Source organism: Chryseobacterium sp. KLBC 52, from assembly GCF_003347605.1.
Lineage (GTDB): Bacteria > Bacteroidota > Bacteroidia > Flavobacteriales > Weeksellaceae > Chryseobacterium.
The window spans coordinates 301,651-322,176 of record NZ_QDFZ01000003.1 but is presented as its reverse complement, the minus strand read 5'-3'; the positions used below and the strand labels follow the sequence as shown (position 1 = coordinate 322,176).

Below are 20,526 nucleotides of genomic sequence, written 5' to 3'. Positions count from 1 at the left end.
AAGCATGAGGTTGGGTACTGATCATTGTCAGTTGATAGAAATATTCGATAGTGTAAGGTGAAGAAAGACAATAAAGCGAAAAGATGAAATTGAAAGCAACCTTTAAGTTGCTCAGTTCTTTCAGCTGAGACAGGCTATCAAATAAAAAACCCGCCAAAACTGACGGGTTCTTATATTGTTTAAATAAGCAATTCTTATTCTGCTGCAGTTTCAGCTGCTGCTTCAGGAGCTGCACCTTCTTCAGTTGCAACTTCTTCCTCATCATCATCATCCATTGCAGCTGCACCACCTTTCATTGCATTTCTAGACATCTTAACAGCAACTACTACTGCGTTGTCCGGGTGCATGAAAGAATATCCTTCTGTTTTGATACCACCGATGTAAAGTTTGTTACCAATTCTTAATGGAGTAACATCTACAACGATTTCGTCAGGTAGGTTAGCAGGAATAGCTTTTACTTTTAGCTTTCTGAAAGACTGACGTAAAACACCACCAGCTACAACACCTTTAGAACGTCCGGTAATTCTTACAGGAACCTCCATGATCACTGGCTTATCGTCAGATAACTGATAGAAGTCGATGTGAAGAATTTTGTCAGTAATCGGGTGAAACTGAATATCCTGAAGAACAGCTGGAATTGTTTTTCCGTCAACTTCAATAGATACCGTGTGTGCTTCAGGAGTGTATACTAATCCTTTGAAAGCTCTCTCTTCAGCAGAGAAGTTCAAAGGTGCTTCACCTCCATAAACAACACAAGGAACTAATTCAGCATCACGTAAAGCTTTTGTAGACTTTTTGCCCACGCTTTCTCTTTTTGTACCTTGAATTGTAATAGATTTCATTTATAAAAAATTTAAAAAATTGTTCTAATTTTAATTTGTAATTTGCTTAAAATCAATTAAATAACAAACTTGCTGCTAATTGATTTATGCTCATGTACCATGGTCATAACGTCCGCAAATAACGGGGCGCAAGATAGCACTTTTATTTTAGATGACAAATTATTTTTAACAGGAATTGAGTCAGTTACAATAACTTCCAGGAGTTTTGAGTTCTCAATATTCTCGTAAGCCTTTCCAGAAAGCACTCCGTGAGTAGCCATAGCTCTTACTGTTTTTGCTCCTTTTTCAATTAAGATATCTGCAGCTTTACAAAGTGTACCTGCAGTATCAATCATATCATCAATAAGGATCACATTCTTACCTGTTACATCCCCGATAAGGAACATTTCTTCTACAACGTTTGCTTTTTTTCTTTCCTTGTAAGCAATTACTACTTCAGCGCCTAAGTGACCGGCATAGTTTTTCGCTCTTTTTGCCCCTCCCATATCTGGTGAAGCAATGGTAAGATTATCAAGATCTAAAGATCTGATATAATCTACAAAAATACTGGAAGCATACAGATGATCTACCGGAATTTCGAAGAATCCCTGGATCTGATCCGCGTGAAGGTCCATCGTCATCACTCTTGTTGCTCCTGCTGCTGTAAGAAGGTTCGCAACGAGTTTAGCACCGATCGGTGCTCTTGGTTTGTCTTTTCTGTCCTGTCTGGCAAGTCCGAAGTAAGGAATTACTACGGTGATGCTCTTTGCAGAAGCTCTTTTTGCTGCATCAATCATTAGAAGAAGCTCCAAAAGATTGTCTGCAGGAGGGAATGTAGATCCAATCAGGAAAACTCTTCCTCCTCTTACAGATTCGTCCAAAACAGGTTCAAATTCCCCGTCGCTGAACTCCTGAAAGTTGATTTTTCCTAATTCTTTCCCATAATTCTGGGCAATTTTCTCTGCCAAGTCCCTGCTGGTTCTTGTACAAAATAGATAACTTAACTGATCGGCCATTTTTACTTTTTAAAAGATTTTGCAAATTTAAAAAAAAACCACAAGATTTACTCTTGTGGTTTCTAAGTTTTTATTTTATCAATTATTAAGGGAATTTAACTCCTGAATATTTGTTCGGGTCTACCTGCGGAAGTGTAGATCTATATTTAGCATTGATAGACTTGATAAATTCATTAGCAACGATACCGTATCCACGTCCTGTAAGGTGAACTCCATCCAAAGAGAAAGCTCCTCCTGTTACAAATTTCGCAGTATATTTTACTCCGTCAAATGAAATACCGGATTGTCCGTTCAGTTCCAACATTTTAGCAGCTGCGTCTACAAAAGCCAATCCATAGGAATCAGCAAGTGATTTGATAGAAGCATTATAGGCAGTTGTTGCTGTTTTCACATAGCCAGCTTCTGTTTTTGTTAATACATGCTGGTTTTGTAATGGATAAGAAATTCCGTAAATATTTACCGGAGCAGGAACACCTGCTGCAGTACTTCCAATTACAGAACTCGTCGTAAGCAAAATATAATCATCTGCCGTAGCCTGTCTTGCCTGGCCAAAGATTTGTCCAAAAGCAGCAGCTGTTGGCGCTCCTAAAGCCGGAGTTAAAGCAACTGTAAGCTGTGCAGATAAATCTGTCAAAGCAACATCCTTAATTAAAACAGGGTTTGGACCTGTTGCAGAAAGTAAATTAATTCTATCCCCAGCTCCAAAAGCAGTAAGTGCCTGCTTTAAAGGACCGTACAAACTTGTATTAAGAGTTGTCAGATTTGAACCTAAAAGAGCAGGTGTCAAAGGGTTATAAGGCACCGTCGTAAAGAAAGGAACTGAAGTAACAGAAGGAATATTAGCAATAACTCCTTTTGTTGTTCCTACACTTTTAAGACCATCTAAAACTGCCTTGATAGACCCGGCAACAAGCGCAGGATCGGAAATATCATTTGATTTATAAGTGGTAGGATTTGTATTTCCTGTCTGAACTGTAGCTGCTGTATAAGTTGTAACACCTCCTACAGTCTGAGAGTTTGTTCCTCCGTTGGTAGCATAAGACAGTACATCATTATTCCCTATCCAAAGAGAGAAAAATGTAGCTTTCTGAGCCATAGCATCAGCCAATACACTTGTCGTAGCAGAAGAAGCAAATCTTACAAAATAAGGATTAGCCGTACCGGTTAGAAGACCTGCCTGGCTACCATATCCTGGAGCTACCAGATGGAATGATTTTGCACCAGGCACACCCATATTATTATAAGTACCTCCACCAGACAGAACATCCAGTGCTGCTGCCGGAGCACTCGGCACCGGAGACAGAGATCCGTTAACTACCTGAAGGTTCAATTTCCCAGGAAATCCCGGAAGATTGTTAAATCCACCTACATCATTAGGCATCAATGGCAGTTTAAAATCTCCTCCACCTGCAAGTTTCATTTGTCCTGCAATCATATTGGGGTAAGATTCATTTTGACCGCTGCTGTACAAAGCTCCGTCACGATATCCCGAAGTAAGTGAATTTCCCAGTGAAATATATTTCGTAAAATCTGCGTCACCTTTTGTTACCTGGATATCTTTCACATCCGTATCGAAATCCGTATTACAGCTTACTGTAAAAAGAAGTGCAGAAACTGCAATTGTCGATATTATAATTTTTTTCATAGTCTTCTAAAATTAAAATGGATTATAAGATAAACCTAGACCTAAGTAGAATGCTGTTGCTTTCGACTGTCCGTAGAAACCTAAGTTAGCATTATCTACATTTCTGTATTGAGGCATTGCATATCCTCCGGCAATATCCACTCCGAATTGTTTCAGCTTGATACCTATCCCTCCTGTTACCACATAAGTGTCATATGAAGGTGTTTCCGGAATAAAGTTATTTGTAGTATATGGCGCTTCGTCATAATAAGCTCCCAAACGGCCATAGATCATATTGGTAAATGCATATTGAGTTCCCAATCTGAAGGTTTTGGAGTTTTTGAAGTTCTTAGGATTTGTAAGAATAGTAGGATCCGATGGATTGTTTCCAATAGGAGCATTCTCGAAATCTAAAGTAAGTTTGCTGTATCTTTCCCATCCATGATAGTTAAAGTCTGCAGAAACCTGCCATTTCGGTGTCACTTTATAAGTTAAACCAATGGTGTATTCTTCCACCAACGGAAGTGTTGCAGAGAACCCATCCTGTCCGGCAGCATTTAGTTTCAACTGATTATAGATAGATTGAGAAGGGAATTGGAAAGTAGCTGTACCATTTTTAGCTTTCATATCTATTGCTGAACGGTAAGCAATACTTACATCTAATTTCGGATCAGGTCTGAAGTAGAAACCGAAACCATATCCGTGTCCGCTAGCTTTTTTATCATTGATATTTACCTGCCCTCCAAATTGTGTTACTGCTTTATCCCAGTCTACAACTCCTTTTGCATAGATATAGCTGGCACCAAAAGATACCCATGGAGCTAGTTTTACAGAAACCATTGGCTGGAAGTAGAAACTTTTCAGTTCTAATTTCTGAACCATTTCTTTACCTTCCCAGTCATTCGGCCACTTAATTGTACTTCCAAAAGGCGTTGTTACACTTAGACCCACGGTAAGCTTTTCTATCGGTCTATAAGTAATCGCGGCATAGAAAGGAGTTCCTACAGGGTTATCTGTCTCTGTACTTTGTAAAGTATTGAAGTTTTGAAAAGTAACCTTGTTACTTGCTGCAAATCCTCCTGCCACTACACTCAGTTTGGAAGGGATAAATGACATACCCGCCGGGTTAAAAAATGTCACACTCGCGTCTTCGGCATGAGCACTAGTATGCGCCATTGCCAATTGTTTTACCCCCTGCAGGGAAACTCTGAAGCCTCCTGCGTAAGATAGAACTCCCGCCAATAAAGCAGTTGATACTAATATTTTTTTCATAGACTATTATTATATAAGCCAAATATAAAATTATTTTGAATACGTCTGTTAATATTTCCCAATATTTTAAACAATATACCAAAAGAAAACTATGTTTAAAATAATACCTGAAGGTAAATAAAATACAAAACAATCATTATTAATGGTTTAAAAACATAATCAGAAAGGATATTAAACCATGTTTAATTTTAAACAAATGTTTAATACCAAACAATAAGCCATTAAAAAGCAGTCTCTGGAGAGTAAAATAATAATAAATGTTAAAGTAAACAGGGATGGAATACAAACACTCCATTTAAAAAAATACCGTCTTTTATGGCATTACAACAGGTCTTATCCACTTTTTAAGGTTCATTCTTACTCAAAACCTGAAAATGTTTTATCCCGAATTCAGGTTATTTGAGTATTTTAGAATTGCATAAAGATAAAAATACATAAATTTGCAGATTATAAATAATAGAAAATATGAGTTGTGGATGTAAAACATCCGGCGATTCTGCACATTCTTGCGGCCCTAAAAAAACCGCAAATGGCTGTGAAAATGTAAATACCTGCGGGAATAGTTATAAATTAAGTGTTTTTGACTGGCTTTCTAACATCAACAATCCGGCACCAAACAGGTGTGATTTTGTAGAAGTTAGATTTAAAAATGACAGAAAATCGTTTTATAAGAATGTAAATAATATTCCTTTACATATAGGTAGCGTAATTACAGTAGAATCAAGTCCGGGACACGATGTAGGCGTAGTAAGCCTTACGGGAGAATTAGTAAAGATTCAGATGAAAAAGAAAAAGTTTTCTGAAGAATCGGCACTCAAAATATACAGACAGGCCAACCAAAAAGATCTTGAGGTATGGCAGGAAGCAAGAAAAAAAGAAGACGGCGTAAAGCTTGAAGCAAGAAAAATTGCACAAAGATTAGGCCTTGAAATGAAAGTTACCGATGTGGAATACCAGGGTGATTCTTCAAAAATAACCTTTTATTACACAGCTGACAACAGAGTAGATTTCAGACAGTTGATTAAAGATTATGCCGGAGCATTCCGTACTAAAATCGACATGAAACAAATCGGTTTCAGACAGGAAGCAGCCAAAGTAGGAGGAATCGGGTCTTGCGGACGTGAACTTTGCTGTTCTACATGGCTTACAGATTTCAGATCTGTAAACACCAATGTTGCAAGATATCAACAGCTGAGTATCAATCCTCAGAAACTGGCAGGGCAATGCGGTAAGCTTAAATGCTGCCTTAACTATGAGCTTGACAGTTACCTGGATGCATTAAGCAACTTCCCTTCTTCTTCAACTACTTTGGAAACAGAAAAGGGAAAAGCATTCTGCATAAAAATTGACGTTTTCAAAAAGAAAATGTGGTTTGCTTATGTAGACAGTTCAATTGCATGGTATGATTTCGATATTGACCTTGTTAAAAAGTTGATTTCAAAAAACAAAAGAGGAGAAAAAACACTTCCTCTTGAAGATTTGAAACAGCCGGAAACTTCTTCTCACACAATAGACCTGATCCAGGAAAACAATGTGGATCGTTTTGAGAAGAAAAACAGAGGAAACAGAAACAGAAATAACCAAAACAAGCAGAACAACCAACAACAAGGACAAGGGCACGGGCAGGGACAAAAAAGAAACAGACCGGAAAGACAAGATAAATCGGAAAGATCTGAAAAAAACGAAAACCCAAATGCTCAATCCGCCAATCAGCCAAGACCTCAAAAACAGCACCCACAGCAAAAAGCGCCTGTGGAAAAAGCAGTGAATAATTCTGAGACTGATAAAAAACCACAGAGCAACAATCCAAACAAGAAGAAATTCAAAAAGAAATATCCTCCAAAAAAAGATAACAATGCATAAAATTTTAGGATTACTTTCACTTATCCTTTTCTTTAGCTGCAACTCTTCCTCAGGAGGAGATGTCATCATGAATTCCGTTGATAACAAATGGAATAAGAAAAGTGAACAAAAATTTAATCTTGAAGTTTCAGATCCGCAGAATCCTAAAAATATTATATTTGTTGTAAGAAATAACAACAATTATCCTTACAGCAATATAAGGTTTATAGTGAATTTCACCAATCTCCAGAACAAAAAAAAGGAAACAGATACCTTGAATTATGTACTGGCAAAACCCAACGGAGAGTGGCTTGGTACAGGGTTTGGTGATACGAAGGAAACTTTGTTTCAATATAAAGTAAATTACCAGTTTCCGGGAAAAGGAAAATATGAAATCGGTCTTATCCAGGCGATGAGAAATGACAACCTTCCGGGAATTGAGGATATTGGGGTAAAAATAGAAACGGCTAAACCGTAACCATAAATGGAAGAAAACAAAAAAAATGCAGGAAATAAGGGGAAAACATTTCCTCTGCCTCCCAAGAAAAAGAAAGATACCTCCTGGAGAAAATGGGTTTCGTTTATTTGGATCGGACTCATTGCGGTAGTTCTGGGAATTTCAGGACTTTTCTTTTCGGTTTCTCAAGGATTCCTTGGGGAAATGCCTGATGTAAAAGAACTTGAAAACCCGGATATCTTTGTTGCTTCTGAGATCATATCTTCAGACGGAGTAACTTTGGGTAAATTCGAAAAAGAAAAGACTCAGCCAATTGTTTATAAAGACCTTCCTCCTTATCTTATTTATGCTCTACAGGCTAAAGAAGATGAGCGTTTTAAAGAACACTCAGGAATCGATTTATATTCCGTTGCCAGAGCCGTAGCCTATGGTGGTGGACGTGGTGGAGGTTCTACCATTACCCAGCAGCTGGCCAAACTTCTTTTCACAGGAAATGCTTCTCAGAATAAAGTTCAGAGAGCGTTCCAGAAACTGAAAGAATGGGTAGTGGCAGTAAGTCTTGAGAAAAGATACACCAAAGAAGAAATTATCACTCTTTATTTCAACAAGTTCGACTTCCTTTTCAATGCTAATGGTATTGAAATGGCTTCCAGAGTTTACTTTAACAAAAAGACTTCTGAGCTTACATTACCAGAAGCTGCAACATTTGTAGCAATGCTTGAAAACCCAAGAAAAAACAATCCTTACAGATACCCTGAAAAGGCTAAAGAAAGAAGGAATGTCGTATTGGATCAAATGCAGAAAACCGGATATATTGATGCTGCAACTTATGAAAAAGCAGCCAGTACTCCGATTGAAGTAGACTTCCACCCTATCAAAAGCATCACGGATGGATATTCTGCTTATTACAAGTTTTATCTGAGAAAAGAGATTGATAAATATCTTGAAGCTCATGAAAAAGAAACCGGTAAAAAACTAAACCTATACAAGGACGGTTTAAAAATATATGTTACTCTTGATTCTAAAATGCAGAAATATGCTGAAGAGTCAATCAAAGAACACTTAACAGATCTTCAGAAGAGATTTGATGCTGAACAGAGAGGAAGAAAGAACAGACCTTTCTACTATCTTAATGATAAACAAATCAAGGATGTAATGGTTCAGGCAATGAAAAGAACCGGCCGTTACAAATTGCTGAAAGCAGATGGAATGCCAGAGGATTCTATCATGATGGAGTTCAAAAAACCTATTAAAACTTCGCGATTCACATGGGCAGGAGAAGAAGAGGTGGAAATGTCTCCATGGGATTCTATCAGATACCATAAACAAATTGCACAGGCAGGTTTGATGTCTATGGTTCCGGGAACCGGAGAAATCAAAGCCTGGGTAGGTGGTATCGACTGGCAGCATTTCCAATATGACCACATCAAGCAAGGTAAGAGACAGGTAGGATCTACATTCAAACCATTCGTATATGCTACTGCTATTATGAAACTGGGAATGACACCTTGTTCCGCCGTTTCTAACGGAACTTATGATCATAACGGATGGCATGTACCGGGAAGAGGTGGAATGCTTACTTTAAAAGATGCATTGGCACACTCTCAAAACCCTGTTGCTGCAAGACTTATCGAAATGACAGGAGTAGACGCTGTAATCCAGACAGCAAGAGATCTGGGGGTAACAGAAGACATTCCTAGAAACAATACCATCGCATTAGGTTCATCAGACATTACGATTTACGAAATGTTAGGTGCATACAGTACTTTCGCCAACTATGGAAACTACAACAAACCAGAGATGATCTGGAGAATTGAAGATGCCAATGGTAGAGTTATCAAGGAAGTAAACGTAGAGCCGAAAGAAGTCATGAACCCAATGTATGCCTACACCATGATTGAATTGATGAAAGGTGTTGCACAATACGGAACTGCTTCCGGAGAATTGGGAAGAAGAGGAATCTCAAAAGCAGTAGAAATTGCTGCTAAAACAGGAACAACTCAGAACAACTCTGATGGATGGTTTATGGGAATTACACCAAAACTGGCAACCGGAGCATGGGTTGGATGGGAAGACAGAGCCACCCACTTCTTTGGAACGGGTGAAGGTCAGGGTGCGAGAATGGCACTACCGATCTGGGCAATTTTCATGAAGAAAGTATGGGCAGACAAGAGTTTGGGAGTAACTCCTGATGACAAGTTTGTAAAACCTTCAGACTGGAAAGACGGATGTTCAAACCTTAAAGGATTAAGCGGCGGATATGGAGATGACGGAAGCCTTCAGACCATTGACGAAATCAAAAATCCAAGACCTGTAGATCCTACTCCAAAAAAACCAACAGAAAAGAAAGAGGACAACATCAATGAAAATCTTCATTCTAATGATGAAGTAGATTTCAATAAATAAATTCTCTTTTAGAAATACACAAGACCTTTCAATAATTTGGAAGGTCTTTTCTTTTATAATTAATACCTTTGAAGGATGAATATCGAACGCATCAGACAGCCATTTATTGAAACTTTTCCCGGTGATTTTTCAAACAACCCTATGCAGAGAAACACTCCAAAGGTTTTATTTGCCACCATTAAACCTGCAGGCTTTGATAAACCTGAACTGATAGCTTTTAACGAAGCATTATCAGAGGAAACAGGCTTGGGAAAATATGATGACAAAGACCTGGACTTTCTGGTGGGAAATAACCTTCCGGAAAACGTTCGAACCTATGCCACGGCTTATGCAGGACATCAGTTTGGAAACTGGGCAGGACAACTTGGAGACGGAAGAGCCATCCTTGCCGGTGAAATTACCAATGAAGCAGGAAAAAAGACCGAGATTCAATGGAAAGGAGCCGGAGCAACTCCCTACTCCAGACATGCTGACGGAAGAGCCGTATTAAGGTCTTCTGTACGCGAATATCTGATGAGTGAAGCCATGTATCATTTAGGGATCCCCACGACAAGAGCGCTTAGCCTGGCTTTGACAGGTGAAGACGTAATGCGAGACATTATGTACAACGGTAATCCACAACTTGAAAAAGGGGCAGTGGTCATCAGAACTGCTGAAAGTTTTCTGCGTTTCGGACATTTTGAACTCATGTCGGCTCAAAGAGAATATGACAATCTTCAGGATCTTGCCGACTTTACCATTGAAAACTACTATCCGGAAATTACATCAACTGACGACAAAAAATACAGAGACTTCTTTGAAAATATATGTACCCGGACTGCCGACTTGATGGTTGAATGGTTCAGAGTAGGCTTTGTACACGGAGTAATGAATACAGACAACATGTCCGTTCTCGGATTAACGATTGATTACGGCCCCTATTCCATGATGGACGAATATGATTTGAATTTTACACCCAACACAACAGACCTTCCGGGAAGAAGATATGCTTTCGGGAAACAGGGACAGATCGCTCAATGGAATCTTTGGCAGCTGGCCAATGCTCTTCATCCATTAATCAAAGATGAAAAATTTTTAGAAGATACTTTAAATAATTTCGGAACTTATTTTTGGGAAGCTCACGACCAGATGCTCTGTAAAAAGTTCGGTTTTGATCAGCTGAGAAAAGAAGATGAAGAGTTTTTCACCAACTGGCAGGGTCTTATGCAGGAACTTCAGTTGGATTACACCTTGTTTTTCAATCAACTGAAAAAAATAAACCAAAGCACAAATATATCAGAACATTTTAAAGATGTCTCTTATATTATTCTGAATGAAGAAAAGCTGGAAAAGCTAAATAGTTTCATCAAAAGCTATGAAGCGAGAAAAGCTTTAAACTCTATTTCGGGAGAAGACTCTTTAGCCATGATGGAAAAAACAAATCCAGCATTTATCCTCCGAAATTATCTTCTCTATGAATGTATTGAAGAGATCAGCAATGGCAAAAAAGAGATGCTGGAAAAACTCACTAAAGCTCTAGAAAATCCATATCAGGAAATGTATCCTGAGTTCTGTGTAAAAAGACCGGCCGGATACGATGATACAGCCGGATGCTCCACTCTTTCATGCAGCTCATAATTAACAAATATTTATAAATAATTAAAAAACAAGTAATTATTTTCATTTTTTCATTACATTTACTTACAACTTTAAACGTAAATCAAATGAAAACAAAATTACTATTCATGTTCTTAGCCTCTTCTATATTGGGGAATGCGCAGACTTTACTTTCGGAAAATTTTGAAGGAGCAACATTCCCTCCTGCAGGATGGACAAAATCAAACACCAATGCATCCAGAGCATGGGACTTAACAGGCAATGTTTTTTCCGGCAGTTCCGCTTCTTCAATTGAATTAAAAACAAGATTTACTATCGCTGGAAACAATTCAGCTACGATTGACTGGATATCCGGAGCCAATACCGCAAATCTTGTAAGCCCAACCTTCACTCTGGTTGGAGCTACAAGCCCTACCTTTAGCTTCAAAGTAAAAGTTGGCTGGGGATATATGATAAGTCTTAATCAGGGAAACCTGCTGGCACAAATTTCCACAGACGGAGGAACCAGCTGGACCACTCTCTGGAATGAAGACAGCGAACCTGGTTTTACCGATGACGGTGATGGTAATATTGATACGGATTTTTATAATACGGTTACTGTACAGAAAAGTCTTGCTGCATATGTAGGGCAGGCTAACGTAAAAATACGGTTCCAGTATGTTGCCAATGATGCAGATGCGGTTTCTATTGATGATGTACAGGTTATCGCTAACGGAACTCTTGGTACAGCTGAAATTTCAAAAACAAAAGCGGATAACCTTTCAGTTTATCCGAATCCTACAAAAGGCACAGTCAGCATTAAAACAGATAAAAAAATCAAAACAACATCTGTAATTGATATCTCAGGTAAAACTATAAGTACAAACAATTCTGAAACTACAGATATCTCTTCCCTTCCCAAAGGAACCTATTTATTAAAAGTAGACTTTTCAGACGGAACTTCCAAAACAGAAAAAGTCATCAAACAATAACAACGTTTATACAAACTTGTACAACCACCAATTTTGGTGGTTTTTTTATTTTACTTTTGCAAAAAATTTGACCCGTGTCTTTTATCAAAACAAAATTTATCAATTTTCTTAAACTAGTTTTCCCATCTACATATACTGAGCTGGCAGTATTCCTGTTTTTCATTGCCTGCTATGGAATTCTGGGATCTTATATTGCCCTTCATTACAGGATTATTTTTGACAGCAGGATTCCATGGGATGCTTACTTCAGTTTCGATAACAAATCAATCCTTATGACCGGAGGCAGCTTTGAAAGACACCCTCTATCCTACTATTTTTTTAACTGGGTAAGAGAATTTTCATTATTTATTTCAGGAGGAAAAATGGACGCTAATTTCAGGCTTACCCTGGCATGGCTCAGTAATATTATCATTACATTGAACATTATTCAGGTATTTAAATATATAAAGAATATCATTCAGCTACCTGTATGGTTAAGCCTTTTAATCATCCTATTCTTTGGGGCTTTTTCCACTAATATCATCTTGTCTTTTACGCCGGAGAACTTTACCTATACCTTATTATTACTATCGCTATACAACTACTATGCGGCAATCAAACTGAGGAAAGAAGAGAAAATACCAGCAACCGCCTTATCATTGGCAGGGATTACTATCGGAGGGCTTACTATTACCAACTTTGTAAAAGTTTTCATTCCTCTTATTTTTGAAAAAGGTATTTTTACCAACTGGAAGAAATTCGGAAATGCAGTTCTAAGAGTAGCAATAGCTGTTATCTGTTTTGTACTTCTTTATCTGAACAGAATTGATTTTAAATATCAGAATATCTTTTCAAAAACCAATCAGCAATATGAAAAGTTTTCCAATGTAGAATCGATGCCGACATGGGATATGATTCTTTCCTTCTTCTTTGGAGGCAATATTCTTTTTCCCGGATTCATCATGTCAGACAAGCATAATATGAAAGGATTCAATTTCAAAGGACTTTATATGGACCTTTATTCCTCTGCCATTCCTTACTTTTTCGTAGCAATATTATTAATCCTGATAAGTTGGAGTTATTTTAAAAACTTTAAAAATAAATGGGTTCAGGTAATCGTAATTTCTTTTTTAGTTGACATCATGATCCATTGCGTGATGAGGTTTGGTCTTCATACTTCCTACATCTATGGAGGACATTTTGTTTTTGCCTACCCTTTGCTTGTAGGATGGCTCTTTTTTGCGTACAGATCATCACCGAAAATGATGTCATTTTTAACATTCATTGTGGCCATATTATTTACTTATCTGCTGATCAATAATATCTTTAGAATGACAGAATTCTTTTGGTTTATGGAAAAATATTATCAATAAAAAAAGCTGAGAGATTTCTCAGCTTTTTGTTTTTTATGTCAAAATAAATTCTTCTTATTTTGCTTCAGCACAGAAAATTCTATACTGTACTGCTACTGCAGATTTAAAATATTCCCTGATTCTGGAAAGATCACTGGCAGCACTTTGTTTTGTAAAGTAACTTCCGGCTAAAATTTTATAATTAGGTCTTAAAGAAGCATCCGTCTCCACTTTCAGATTTGGAAATCTCTTTCTGAAATAAGATTTCACCTCATTAGCCTCCTCATTACTTTTCACCGTTGTAATCTGAATTTTGAACCCTAAAATTCTAGGATTTTTCTTACAGATTTCTGCATTGGTAAGTTCTCTGCTCGGCACAAAGATCTTGGGTGGTTTTGTTGTTATTCCTGTAGAAATTCCACTGTCATTATTACTAAAATCTTTAGAAGAATTTGTTGGGGCAACTTTCGCACACTTCCCTTCAATTCCTTCCAAAGCAGCATTTATTTTGGAATCCATTGTCATAACAAGCTCTGTTCCTGACAGGGTATCCTTTTTAACAACTTGTTGTGCTTCAATATTATAAAATCCAAATAATGATAATATCGAAAATATTTTGATTAGATTTCTCATTTAAACTTGTTTCCGCAAATTTATACAAATTAAAAAACTATACCAAACTGGTTATTTAGAATCAATACAAATTAAACGTAAATGATATTTTCCCTTTTCGATATACCGTTAAATTCCTGTTAAAAATATTATTTTTGCGGAATTGATTGAATGTTCAATAATTTACTAACATAAGATAATTTAAATGATTAGTTGGAGAAAGCATTATAAAAAAACGTTGATCGCAATAGGCTTATTGCTATCAACCAGTGCTTCATTTTACGGGCAAGACGGCGATCCTAAAAACGGAGAGAAACTTTTCAAAGCGAATTGTACTGCATGTCACGCGCTGGACAAACAAGTTGTAGGACCACCATTAAAAGGGGTTGTAGAACGTGTAAAGACAGAAGGTGGTGTAGACAAAGATTGGCTTCACAAGTGGATCAAAGACAACAAAGCTCTAAGAGCTTCTGGGGATAAATACGCCAATGAGATTTTTGAAAAGTTTAACAAGACTGAAATGCAGGTCTTTCCAAATCTTACAGATAAGGATATTGACGACATTTTAGCTTTCACAACTAACCCTCCTGCTCCGGAGGAGAAAAAACCGGAAGCAACTCCTGCAACTGACGCTACTGCGGCAGCTCCTGCAGACAAAACTACAACAAACGTTGTCATCATTTCACTTTTAGCGATCGCAGGTTTACTGGTTTGGATCTTGGTTAAGCTAAGACAATTGGTAAAACTGGGTCAGTCTGAAGATTTAGCCGGACTTAATGAAACACGAGTTCGTTCTTTCAGTGAAATGTACGAGAAGTTCCACTTCATTGGTAAAGGTTTATTGGCAATCCTTGCTATTTTAGCCGCTTACGGAGTATGGAACTGGTTAATGTGGATCGGGGTTTACAAAGGGTACAAACCTGAACAGCCTATCTACTTCTCTCACAAAATCCACGCTGGAGAACAGAAAATTGACTGTCAGTTATGTCACTCTAGTGCTAAATACGGAAAAGTATCTGAGATTCCTTCTATGAACGTTTGTATGAACTGTCACAGAACAATTTCTGAATACAACGCAGATCACTACATGGAGCCAGGAAAAGACAAGGCATTCTATGACGGAGAAATCCAGAAGATCTACGCTGCAACAGGTTGGGATCCTGCAAAACAACAGTATACAGGAAAAACACAGCCGGTTGAATGGACAAGAATCCACAACATGCCAGACTTCGTTTACTTCAACCACTCTCAGCACGTAATTGCTGGAGAACAGGCGATCATCAATTCTTTCAACAAAAAGAATCCTAACAACAAAATTGATGTTGTATGTAAAGCTTGTCACGGTAAAATTGATACAATGAATGTTGTTCAAATGGCAAACGACTTTACTATGGGATGGTGTATCGAGTGCCACAGAACGACTGAAGTTGATATGAACAACGGTTATAATAAAGAGTACTTCAAAAATCTACATGACAAGTTGAAAAAACAATATCCACAAGATGGAGGTAAGATCACTGTAGATGCAATTGGAGGTCTTGAGTGTGGTAAATGTCATTATTAATAACTAAAAAATTAGAAGTATAAATGGCTTCAAACAAAATACAATTCAGAAGTATTCATGAACTTAAAGATCCGGCTTTGAATAATAAGCTGGCTCAGAAAGAGTTTCAGGAAGAAATTCCGGTAGAAGATTTCCTTGGAGATGCTGAGAAAAACGGATCTAGTACTTCAAGAAGAGATTTCCTTAAATTACTAGGGTTCTCTACAGCAGCAGTTACATTAGCTGCCTGCGAAGCTCCGGTAATCAAAACGATTCCTTATGTGGTAAAACCGCATGACATTATTCCGGGAATCCCTAATTATTACGCTTCAACCTATTTTGACGGTTTTGACTTTGCTAGTGTTTTAGTAAAAACCCGTGAAGGTAGACCTATCAAAATTGAACCAAACCCGGCTGGTGGCGATTTAGGTAAAACTAACGCAAGAGCTCAGGCAAGTGTACTTTCTCTTTATGATAACGATAAAGTAAAGCAGCCTAAACTAGACGGTAAAGATGAAACTTTCGATAAAGTAGACAGTTTCGTTATCAAAGGGTTGGAAGAAGCTAAAGCGTCAGGCAAAAAGATTGTGGTTTTATCACACTCTTTTGCTTCACCAACTTTCAAAAAGTTATTCGCTGAATTCAAAGCTAAATATCCTACAGCTGAATTAGTAACTTATGATGCTTTCCCTTACTCTGCAGGATTAGATGCAGCTCAGGAAGTATTCGGACAAAGAGCATTACCTGTTTATGACCTTAACGGTTCTGAATTGGTAGTTTCTTTCCAGGCTGATTTCTTAGGAGATTATAACGCTTCAAGCTTAGAGACTTCTTATGCAGCAGCTAGAAAACCAGGAGCAAACATGTTGAGACACATCCAGGTGGAGTCTAATATGTCATTAACTGGTGCTAACGCTGACTCAAGATACAGATTAAAACCAAGTGCTGTAAACAAAACTTTAGTGGAAGTTTACAATGCAATCGTAGGTGGCGGTACTACTGATAAGACAGCTACTGAAATTGCTAACGAATTGAAAGCAAAAGGAAGCAAAGCTGTTGTTTTCGCTGACGGTTCTAAAGGAGCACAGGTTTTAGCACACTTAATCAACCAGAAATTAGGTTCAGTAGCTTTCACAGGTAAGGCCAACTTCCTTAAAGAATTCGACGGTGCTAAATACCAGGAATTCTTAGGATGGGTAAACGGTGGACAAGTTGGTGTATTGATTACAAACAACGTAGACCCTATCTACTCTCATCCAAAAGGAGAAGATTTCAAAAAATCTTTATCAAAAGTTCCTTACGTAGTAGCTGTAGCAGATAAGAAAAATGAAATGTACAAAGCAGCGAAAGCTGTCATTCCGGTAGCGAACTGGCTAGAGTCTTGGGGAGATATCGAACCACAGACTGGTGTATATTCATTAATGCAGCCTACAATTCAGAAAATCTACAAATCAAGACAGATTGAAGAATCTCTATTGGTTTGGAAGAATGGTAAAAACAATGCAGCAAACAACTACTACGATTATTTAAAAGCAAGCTCTGCTTCTCTTTTAGGTGGTACTTCTTTCAACAAAGCATTGTATAATGGTATCAACGCTTCTACAAATGCAACTACTTTAGCTTATACAGGTGGAAACGCTGCTCAGGCTGTTGCTGAACTAGGAAACTTTAAAGCTTCTGAATTAGAATTAGTATTATACACTAAGACTTCAATGGGAGACGGTACTCAGGCAAACAACCCTTGGTTACAAGAGTTACCTGACCCAATCACAAGAATGTCTTGGGATAACTACCTTACAATTTCTCCTAAAGATGCAGAGAAATTTGCAATTGACAACGATCTTAACGCGAGAATGCAGCTAGATGGTTCTATTGTAAACCTTACTGTAAACGGAGTTAAAATAGAAAATGTTCCTGTATTCGTACAACCAGGACAAGCTGAAGGATCTGTAGGTCTTGCACTTGGTTATGGTAAGAAAAACTCAGGAGCAACTGCTGATACTGGTGTAAATGCTTATCCTTTATTTGACGGTTCTAACCTTGTTCTTTCAGGTGTTAAAATTGAAAAGACAGGAGAAGATCACGAGTTCGCTGGGATCCAGCTTCAAAATACATTAATGGGTCGTTATGAAATCGCGAAGGAAGTTCCTTTAGCTGAATTCATTAACGTTGCTTTTGATGATGAGCACAAAGGATGGAACAAGCCTTTGGAATACCACACAATCAGCGGAGCACTTCCAGCGAGAAAAATCGACCTTTGGGATGCTTTTGATGATACAGATGGTCCTCACTTTAACTTATCTATCGACTTGAACTCTTGTACGGGTTGTGGAGCATGTATCATTGCTTGTCAGGCAGAAAACAACGTTCCTGTAGTAGGTAAAGAAGAAGTAAGAATGTCCAGAGATATGTACTGGTTAAGAATTGACCGTTACTACTCTTCAAGACAGAAAGTAGAAGTTTACGAAGGATTGAAAGAAGGAATGGCTGTACCAGAATTGTACGGTACTGCTTTCGGAGACGGAGGTGCATTAAACCACCCTGCAGACAACCCGGATGTAATCTTCCAACCAGTAATGTGTCAGCACTGTAACCACGCTCCATGTGAAACTGTATGTCCGGTAGCGGCTACTTCACACGGTAAGCAAGGTCAGAACCATATGGCTTACAACAGATGTATCGGTACCAGATATTGTGCAAACAACTGTCCGTACAAAGTAAGACGTTTCAACTGGTTTACGTATAACCTAAATGACAAGTTCGATTTCAACATGAACAACGATTTAGGAAGAATGGTACTTAACCCGGATGTAGTTGTAAGAACTAGAGGGGTAATGGAGAAATGTTCAATGTGTATCCAAATGACTCAGAATACTATTCTTGAGGCTAAGAAAGAAGGAAGAAGAGTGAAGGATGGAGAATTCCAGACTGCTTGTTCTAAAGCTTGTTCTACCGGAGCAATGACATTTGGAGACATGAATGATAAAGATTCTTCAATTAGAGAGCAATATGCATCTAACAGAAGATATTATTTACTAGAGGAGATCGGAACAAAACCAAACGTGTTCTATCACACTAAAGTAAGAAACAGAGTAGAAAAATAAAGTTTAAATAATAAATAGGTAAAAAATGTCAGGACATTACGAAGCTCCGATAAGGGAACCTCTAATTATTGGTCACAAAACTTATCACGATATTACAGAAGATATCGCACGACCTATCGAAGAAAGAGCAGGTAAATTATGGTGGATCTCATTATATGCTGCACTAGTTCTATTCCTCTATGGATTCGGCTGTATCGCTTACACTATCGGGACAGGTATTGGAGCATGGGGGCTTAACAGAACTATTAACTGGGGTTGGGATATTACCAACTTCGTATGGTGGGTAGGTATCGGTCACGCCGGGACCCTAATCTCCGCAGTATTATTATTATTTAGACAGAGATGGAGAATGTCTGTAAACAGATCTGCAGAGGCGATGACGATCTTTGCGGTTGTACAGGCAGCAATCTTCCCTGTAATCCACATGGGTAGAGTTTGGGTTGGATACTGGGTATTCCCTTTACCAAACCAATTCGGTTCTCTTTGGGGGAACTTTAACTCTCCTCTACTTTGGGACGTATTTGCGATCTCTACGTATTTCTCAGTATCAACTGTATTCTGGTTCATGGGACTAATCCCTGACTTTGCAATGATCAGAGATAGAGCTAAAACTCCTTGGACTAAGAAAATTTATACATTCCTTGCATTCGGTTGGGGTGGTAAAGCAAAACACTGGCAAAGATTCGAAGAACTTTCTTTGGTTCTTGCAGGTTTGGCAACTCCACTTGTATTCTCAGTACACACAACCGTATCATTTGACTTCGCAACTTCAGTAATTAAAGGATGGCACTCAACAATCTATCCTCCTTACTTCGTTGCCGGTGCAATCTTCTCAGGATTTGCAATGGTACAGACCCTATTGTTGGTTGCAAGAAAAGTGTGTCACTTAGAAGAGTATATTACAATGTATCATATCGAAATTATGAACATCGTAATCATCTTAACTGGTGGTATGGTAACTGTAGCTTATGCAACGGAATATTTCATCGGATGGTACTCAGGATCTAGATTCGAAGATTTCACATATCTTTCTCCGGGTGCTGCTGTAGGACCTTACTGGTGGGCATTCTGGTCATTGATCATCTGTAACCTTGTTATTCCTGCTTCTTTCTGGTTCAAGAGACTAAGAACGAACATTATCTGGACATTCATTGTTGCGTTAATCATCAACATCGGTATGTGGTTCGAGCGTTTTGATATCATCGTTATCAACCTTTCAAGAGACTACTTACCAGGATCATGGACAATGTTTAAGCCAACGATCATTGATGTGGGTGTATACTTAGGAACAATCGGATTCTTCTCTGTATTATTCTTATTATATGCAAGAACATTCCCTGTAATTGCACAGGCTGAATTAAAATCGATTTTGAAAATCTCAGGTGAAACTTATAAAGCAAAAGAAGGAGATGAGCACCACTAAAATTGTATACGGACTTTATGCTGACGACGACGATTTAATGAACGGCGTTAAAGCATTCAACGATAAAGGAATCGCAATCAACGAAGTTTATACTCCGTTTCCGGTTCACGGACTAGACAAAGCTTTAGGTTTAAAGAAAACCAGAATTTCTGATGCTGCTTTCATCTATGCTTGTTATGGTGTAACGATCGGTGCTACTCTTACCTGGTACGTGATGAATCACGACTGGCCTCAGAATATCGGTGGTAAACCAGCTTTTGACTGGGGACACAACATGCCGGCATTCGTAGTTCCAATGTTCGAATTAATGGTATTCTGTGCTGCTCACATGATGTCTTTAACTTTCCTAGTTAGAAACAAAATGTATCCAGGAGCTCCAGCTCAGAACCCGGATCCAAGAACTACTGACGATAAATTCATGATGGAATTTGTAACTGAAGATGTAGAATCTGTAAAACAGTTGCTTATTGAAACTGGAGTTGAAGAAATAACTGTTAAAGACGCTTAA

The 20,526-nt window shown here is 38.2% G+C and carries 15 protein-coding genes; 10 read left to right on the top strand and 5 right to left on the bottom strand.

Going from position 1 to position 20,526, the window contains the following annotated elements; genetic code table 11:
• Nucleotides 1-194 precede the first annotated feature (194 nt).
• The 4 genes from DDF69_RS04770 to DDF69_RS04755 form a co-directional block, all read right to left on the bottom strand.
• Nucleotides 195-842, bottom strand: a complete 648-nt coding sequence (locus DDF69_RS04770; RefSeq protein ID WP_114819761.1) for a 50S ribosomal protein L25/general stress protein Ctc — start codon at nucleotides 840-842, stop codon at nucleotides 195-197.
• 56 nt (nucleotides 843-898) lie between these two features.
• Nucleotides 899-1,837 carry a ribose-phosphate pyrophosphokinase gene (locus DDF69_RS04765; RefSeq protein ID WP_114819760.1) on the bottom strand — a complete coding sequence of 313 codons (939 nt, stop codon included), beginning with the start codon at nucleotides 1,835-1,837 and terminating at the stop codon, nucleotides 899-901.
• Nucleotides 1,838-1,922: 85 nt separating this feature from the next.
• Nucleotides 1,923-3,482 carry a G-D-S-L family lipolytic protein gene (locus DDF69_RS04760; RefSeq protein ID WP_114819759.1) on the bottom strand — a complete coding sequence of 520 codons (1,560 nt, stop codon included), beginning with the start codon at nucleotides 3,480-3,482 and terminating at the stop codon, nucleotides 1,923-1,925.
• Nucleotides 3,483-3,494: 12 nt separating this feature from the next.
• Nucleotides 3,495-4,733 carry an OmpP1/FadL family transporter gene (locus DDF69_RS04755; RefSeq protein WP_114819758.1) on the bottom strand — a complete coding sequence of 413 codons (1,239 nt, stop codon included), beginning with the start codon at nucleotides 4,731-4,733 and terminating at the stop codon, nucleotides 3,495-3,497.
• A gap of 465 nt (nucleotides 4,734-5,198) precedes the next feature.
• On the opposite strand from DDF69_RS04755, the gene DDF69_RS04750 reads away from it, so the two are divergent.
• From DDF69_RS04750 to DDF69_RS04725, 6 genes are all read left to right on the top strand, one after another.
• The gene (locus DDF69_RS04750) at nucleotides 5,199-6,596 is read left to right on the top strand and encodes a stage 0 sporulation family protein (RefSeq protein ID WP_114819757.1); all 1,398 of its coding nucleotides are present in this window, start codon (nucleotides 5,199-5,201) and stop codon (nucleotides 6,594-6,596) included.
• A complete protein-coding gene (locus DDF69_RS04745) occupies nucleotides 6,589-7,053 on the top strand; it encodes a gliding motility lipoprotein GldH (protein ID WP_114819756.1) in 465 nt (154 codons plus the stop codon). The genes DDF69_RS04750 and DDF69_RS04745 overlap by 8 nt, the downstream gene beginning before the upstream one ends.
• Before the next feature lie 6 nt (nucleotides 7,054-7,059).
• A complete protein-coding gene (locus DDF69_RS04740) occupies nucleotides 7,060-9,438 on the top strand; it encodes a transglycosylase domain-containing protein (RefSeq protein WP_114819755.1) in 2,379 nt (792 codons plus the stop codon).
• A gap of 75 nt (nucleotides 9,439-9,513) precedes the next feature.
• Nucleotides 9,514-11,055 (top strand): protein adenylyltransferase SelO, encoded by a 1,542-nt coding sequence (locus tag DDF69_RS04735; RefSeq protein WP_114819754.1) that lies wholly within the window; start codon nucleotides 9,514-9,516, stop codon nucleotides 11,053-11,055.
• An 86-nt stretch (nucleotides 11,056-11,141) separates the two neighbouring features.
• Entirely contained in the window at nucleotides 11,142-12,005 is an 864-nt protein-coding gene (locus DDF69_RS04730) for a T9SS type A sorting domain-containing protein (protein WP_114819753.1), read from the top strand.
• Nucleotides 12,006-12,079: 74 nt separating this feature from the next.
• Complete coding sequence (locus tag DDF69_RS04725) at nucleotides 12,080-13,357, top strand: DUF6080 domain-containing protein (RefSeq protein WP_228411922.1); 1,278 nt, start codon at nucleotides 12,080-12,082, stop codon at nucleotides 13,355-13,357.
• A 54-nt stretch (nucleotides 13,358-13,411) separates the two neighbouring features.
• Here DDF69_RS04725 and DDF69_RS04720 read toward each other — a convergent pair whose 3' ends face one another.
• Nucleotides 13,412-13,969, bottom strand: coding sequence for an SPOR domain-containing protein (locus DDF69_RS04720; protein ID WP_114819752.1), 558 nt, complete (start codon nucleotides 13,967-13,969; stop codon nucleotides 13,412-13,414).
• Nucleotides 13,970-14,153: 184 nt separating this feature from the next.
• Between DDF69_RS04720 and DDF69_RS04715 the strand changes: the two genes are divergently transcribed.
• The 4 genes from DDF69_RS04715 to DDF69_RS04700 are packed head-to-tail and all read left to right on the top strand — an operon-like array spanning nucleotide 14,154 to nucleotide 20,526.
• A complete protein-coding gene (locus DDF69_RS04715; RefSeq protein WP_047426932.1) occupies nucleotides 14,154-15,512 on the top strand; it encodes a c-type cytochrome in 1,359 nt (452 codons plus the stop codon).
• Between the two features lie 23 nt (nucleotides 15,513-15,535).
• Nucleotides 15,536-18,595 (top strand): TAT-variant-translocated molybdopterin oxidoreductase, encoded by a 3,060-nt coding sequence (locus tag DDF69_RS04710; protein ID WP_114819751.1) that lies wholly within the window; start codon nucleotides 15,536-15,538, stop codon nucleotides 18,593-18,595.
• A gap of 25 nt (nucleotides 18,596-18,620) precedes the next feature.
• Entirely contained in the window at nucleotides 18,621-20,018 is a 1,398-nt protein-coding gene (gene nrfD / locus DDF69_RS04705; RefSeq protein WP_034691792.1) for an NrfD/PsrC family molybdoenzyme membrane anchor subunit, read from the top strand.
• On the top strand, nucleotides 20,005-20,526 hold the full coding sequence (locus tag DDF69_RS04700) for a DUF3341 domain-containing protein (protein ID WP_027371993.1): 522 nt from the start codon (nucleotides 20,005-20,007) through the stop codon (nucleotides 20,524-20,526). The genes nrfD and DDF69_RS04700 overlap by 14 nt, the downstream gene beginning before the upstream one ends.